We start from the raw sequence: 4,316 nt of genomic DNA on the forward strand, positions 1-4,316 counted from the left end.
CGGCTGGCAGGGTGCGTATCAGGCAACCGGGTTGATCGGGTTCTGCGGGTACCAGGCATCGAGCAGCGGGCTGACTTCGATCTTGGTCAGCTCTGGACGTGCCTTGAGCCAGGCTTCGACCACGCCGCGCTGTTCTTCGCTGACCGAGCCACGCTTGGCCAGGCAGACCAGGCCGAAGTCGTCACCGCCCACGTAGTCCAGGCCGTTGGCGTCCATCGCGTCTTTCAGGAACGCATCGAGGAAGGCGTCGATTGCTTCTTCAGACAGGTCTTCCTTGAATTCCAGGTTGAGCTCGAAGCCCAGTTCCTGGAACTCGCCTACACACAGCTTCTTGCGCAGGCGACGGGAGCGGTTGGTGGCCATGAAACAATCCTCTTAGGTAATAACGGCGCGCAGTCTACCAGCTAACGCGGCGGGCCGCCTGCCTCTGTTGGTGCTGCGGGAGTTTTAAGTTTGCCTTCAAGGGGCGTGCACGGTTAAGCGATGTTCCGGCGTTTGCCCAGTATCTAGTCTTCAGGGGATGACGCCCTCGCAGAAGGGAATTACCGCACAACCCAACCGTGAACCGACGAGGAGGCCCCGATGGCCCACCAGCTGAAGATCAACGGCACCGTCCACGAAGTCGATGTCGACGACGACACCCCCTTGCTTTGGGTACTGCGCGATGTGCTGCACATGACCGGCACCAAGTTCGGCTGCGGCATGGCCCTGTGCGGGGCCTGCACGGTGCATATGAACGGCACTGCCATCCGCTCGTGCGTGATGCCGGTCAGCGCCCTGGCCGGGGCTGAGATCACCACCATCGAGGGGGTCGGCGCCACGGCGGCCGGCAAGCGCGTGCAGGACGCCTGGCTGGCCCATGAGGTGGTGCAGTGCGGCTACTGCCAGTCTGGACAGATCATGACCGCCAGCGCCTTGATCGCCGCCAACCCGGCCCCGGACGATGCCGCCATCGATGCGGCCATGGCCGGCAACCTTTGCCGCTGCGGCACTTATGTGCGCATTCGCGAGGCGATCAAGGGTGCCGCAGCCCCCGCCCAGGAGAAGCAGGCATGAACAGCATCGTGCAATCGGGCTTCAGCCGTCGCGGCTTTCTCAAGGCGGGCGCGGCGGTGGGCGGCGGCCTGCTCATCAGCTTCGTGCTACCTCGTGGCCTGCGCGATGCCCAGGCCGCTGGCGAGGCCTTCAGCCCCAACGCCTACGTACGTATCGACCGCAGCGGCCAGGTGTTCCTGACCATCCAGCCGGTGGAAATGGGCCAGGGCACCTACACCTCGATGCCGGCACTGATCGCCGAAGAGCTGGAGGTGGGCCTCGACCAGGTGGTGATCGAGCACGCGCCGGCGGACGACAAGCGCTACGCCAACCCGATGCTTGGCTTCCAGGTCACCGGTGGCTCCACCTCGGTGCCCGGTAACTGGAAGCCGCTGCGCGAGGCCGGCGCGGCGGCGCGCATCCTGCTAGTCAGCGCGGCGGCCGAGCGCTGGAAAGTCAGCCCGGACAGCTGCACTGCGGAAAAAGGCGTGGTGCTGCACGCGGCCAGCGGTCGCAAGGCCGGTTACGGCGAGCTGGTCGATGACGCGGCCAAGCAGAAACTGCCGGCCACGATCCCGCTCAAGGCGCCAGCGGACTTCAAGCTGATCGGCACCCCCGCCCGGCGTACCGACAGCCCGGACAAGGTCAACGGCAAGGCGGTGTTCGGTATCGACGTGCACCCCGAGGGCATGAAGGTGGCCGCGATCCAACTGTGCCCAGTGGTGGGGGGCACCTTCGCCAGTGTCGATGAAGCCCCTGCGATGGCGGTGAAGGGTGTGCGCAAGGTCTTGCACAGCGATACCGCCGTGGCGGTAGTCGCCGACCACATGGGCGCGGCGCGCAAGGGCCTTGCCTTGTTGCAGGTGAAATGGAACGAGGGCGCCAATGCCAAGCTGACCAGCGCCAAGCTGCTCGAGGACATCGAGGTCGCTTCGCGCCAAGGCGGTGTGCAGGTACGCAGCGAGGGCAATGTGGTGGCTGCCATGGATAAAGCCGTGCACAAGGTTGAAGTGGTTTACCAGGTACCGTTTCTTGCCCACGCTTGCCTGGAACCTGTGAACTGCACCGTGCACGTGCGCAAGGACGGCTGCGACCTGTGGCTGGGTATCCAAGTGCCGGCCCGGGCCAAGGCCCTTGCCGCGCAGTTGACCGGCTTGCCGGAGGACAAGGTGCAGGTGCATAACCACCTGATCGGTGGCGGTTTTGGTCGGCGCCTGGAAGTGGACTTCGTTGGCGAGTCGGTGAAGCTGGCGCGTCAGGTCGACTATCCGCTGAAGGTTATCTGGTCGCGGGAGGAAGATACACGCCACAGCACCTTGCGGCCCTTCCACTACAATCATTTGTCCGCCGCGCTGGACGAGCAGGGCAGGCCGACGGCCTGGAGCCACAAGGTCACCGGTGGCTCGATCCTGGCGCGCTGGGCACCGGCGGCGTTCACCAATGGCATAGACCGCGATGCGATACGCGATGCCGCAGGGCCTTACGCTTTCCCCAACATCGACGTGCGCTACGTGCGCCACGAGCCGCCCGCCGGGATCGTCCCGGCGTTCTGGCGCGGGGTAGGCCACACGCAGAACGCCTTCATGGTTGAGGGTCTGCTCGATGAGCTTGCGGTGCTGGCCAAGGTCGACCCGTTCGAGTATCGCTACCCGCTGCTGGAGAAGCACCCGAGGGCGGTGGCGGTGCTCAAGGCGCTTCGCGAGAAGTCCGGTTGGGACAGCCCGTTGCCCGCAGGCCACGGGCGTGGCCTGGCGTTGACCTACTGCTTCAGCACCTACGCGGCGCAGGTGGCCGAGGTGAGTGTCAGCGACAGTGGCGAGGTGAAGGTGCAACGGGTGACCACGGTGGTCGACTGCGGCATCGCCATCAACCCCGACAGTGTGGTCGCGCAGATACAGGGCGGTACCCTCTTCGGACTGACGGCGGCGCTGTTCGGCAACATCACCTTCAAGGACGGGCGCGTCGAGCAGGGTAACTTCGACACCTACCGTCTGCTGCGTATCAACGAGGCGCCTCGCATCGAGACCCATCGTCTTGAAAGCAGCGAGTCGCCGGGCGGGCTTGGCGAGGTATCGACCGTGACCATCGCGCCTGCCGTTGTCAATGCCGTGCACGCCGCCACTGGCAAGCGCCTGCGCACACTGCCGATCGACCCGCAGCAACTGCGCAAGGCTTGAACCGCACGGCCAGCACCCGATTCCGGGCGCTGGCCGTGCGGCTTATTGTCGTCAGGCGATGCTGCGCAGGCGAGTGACATCCTTCAACGGGGAAGCACCGAACTGGCGGCTGTATTCGCGGCTGAACTGCGAGGGGCTCTCGTAGCCGACCTCGAAGGCTGCGCTACCGACGTCCAGGCTTTCGGCGAGCATCAGCCGACGCGCCTCCTGCAAGCGCAGTTGCTTCTGGTATTGCAGGGGGCTCATGGCCGTCATCGCCTTGAAGCGATGATGCAGGGTAGAGACGCCGAGGTTGACCCGCTGGGCCAGCTCCTCCATGCGCAGGGGTTGCTTGAAATTGTGGTTGAGCCATTCGATGGCGCGGGTGACCCGGTGCGCGTGGCTGTCGACCACGGCGATTTCGTAGAGGCGCTGGCCTTGCTGGCCACGTAGCAGGCGGTAGTAGATTTCGCGCAGCGCCATGGGGGCGAGTACGTCGATGCTCGCAGGGTCGTCCAGCAGGCGCACCAGACGCAGGAGGGCATCGAGCAGGCCGCTGTCGGTGCGTTCGACGAACAGGCCGCGGCCAGGGGCCTCGGCAGGGACGCCGATAGGTGCCTTGTCGGCGATCAACTGGGTGATCTGCGCGGGGTCGATGTCCAGCCGTGCGCACAGGTAGGGCTGATCGGGGGTGGCTTCGATGACTCGGCCGGAAATGGGCAGGGTCACCGACACCACCAGGTAGTGCAGGGCATCGTAGGTATAGCTTTCGCCACGCAGGCTGACTTCCTTGCGGCCTTGTGCCAGAACGCACAGGGCGGGCTTGTGTATCTGCTGCAAGCTGTCGGTCGGGGTATCGGAGCGGATGAAGTTCAATGGCCCGATCGCGGTTTCATGAATACCGAAACAGGGGGAGAAGCGGCTAATGAGGGACGCCAGTTCGGCCTGGCGATCAGCAAGATCATCTGACGGGGTTTGTGCATTGGAAGAAGGCATGGTGGCGGACCCTAATGCGTTGACCGGTCAAGCTTAGTCCAAGGCCATTCGGGGGCGAAAGAGCGTGACGAGTTTCTTGCAACATTAGTTTGCAAAGCGCAGTCATGACCCATTGAAAAGCCCGGCTTG

General features: G+C 64.6%; 4 protein-coding genes. 2 read left to right on the top strand and 2 right to left on the bottom strand.

The window, feature by feature from the left end; genetic code table 11:
• Positions 1–18 precede the first annotated feature (18 nt).
• Positions 19–363 carry a YggL family protein gene (locus RAC97_RS24455; protein ID WP_375101898.1) on the bottom strand — a complete coding sequence of 115 codons (345 nt, stop codon included), beginning with the start codon at positions 361–363 and terminating at the stop codon, positions 19–21.
• 219 nt (positions 364–582) lie between these two features.
• Between RAC97_RS24455 and RAC97_RS24460 the strand changes: the two genes are divergently transcribed.
• Complete coding sequence (locus RAC97_RS24460; protein WP_375101899.1) at positions 583–1,056, top strand: (2Fe-2S)-binding protein; 474 nt, start codon at positions 583–585, stop codon at positions 1,054–1,056.
• Positions 1,053–3,212 carry a molybdopterin cofactor-binding domain-containing protein gene (locus RAC97_RS24465; RefSeq protein ID WP_375101900.1) on the top strand — a complete coding sequence of 720 codons (2,160 nt, stop codon included), beginning with the start codon at positions 1,053–1,055 and terminating at the stop codon, positions 3,210–3,212. The genes RAC97_RS24460 and RAC97_RS24465 overlap by 4 nt, the downstream gene beginning before the upstream one ends.
• Before the next feature lie 51 nt (positions 3,213–3,263).
• Here the strand turns inward: RAC97_RS24465 and RAC97_RS24470 are convergent, their stop codons facing one another.
• Positions 3,264–4,187 carry an AraC family transcriptional regulator N-terminal domain-containing protein gene (locus RAC97_RS24470; protein WP_375101901.1) on the bottom strand — a complete coding sequence of 308 codons (924 nt, stop codon included), beginning with the start codon at positions 4,185–4,187 and terminating at the stop codon, positions 3,264–3,266.
• Between the last annotated feature and the right edge of the window lie 129 nt (positions 4,188–4,316).

Origin of the sequence: Pseudomonas sp. LS_2 (assembly GCF_042709235.1) — a bacterium.
In the GTDB taxonomy this organism is placed as follows: Bacteria; Pseudomonadota; Gammaproteobacteria; order Pseudomonadales; family Pseudomonadaceae; genus Aquipseudomonas.